1 protein-coding gene is annotated in these 207 nt (G+C 39.6%); it reads right to left on the bottom strand.

Features of this window, described 5'->3' with window-relative positions:
* Positions 1–207 (bottom strand): SDR family NAD(P)-dependent oxidoreductase (locus tag EOC06_RS39950; protein ID WP_128310232.1); only part of this gene is annotated, 207 nt, incomplete at both ends.

Here is a 207-nt window from a genome sequence, read left to right as displayed (position 1 = left end):
AAAGGCTTGTTGGCAGGCGAAATAGGTGCCTTTAACATTAATCGCAAAATGTTGGTCAAATTGTTCCTCTGTCACTTCACTGATTGGAATGGTATGCATGATACCTGCATTATTCACAAGGATATCGACCTTGCCGAAATGGCTAATGGTCGTTTCAAATAAATACTCTATTTCCTTAAGGCTGCTCACATCTGCTTTAACAGCTAT

The organism is Mesorhizobium sp. M7A.F.Ca.MR.362.00.0.0, from assembly GCF_004023175.1.
In the GTDB taxonomy this organism is placed as follows: domain Bacteria; phylum Pseudomonadota; class Alphaproteobacteria; order Rhizobiales; family Rhizobiaceae; genus Mesorhizobium.
Note: the sequence above shows the minus strand (reverse complement) of the source record. Positions and strands in the feature narration are given on the sequence as shown.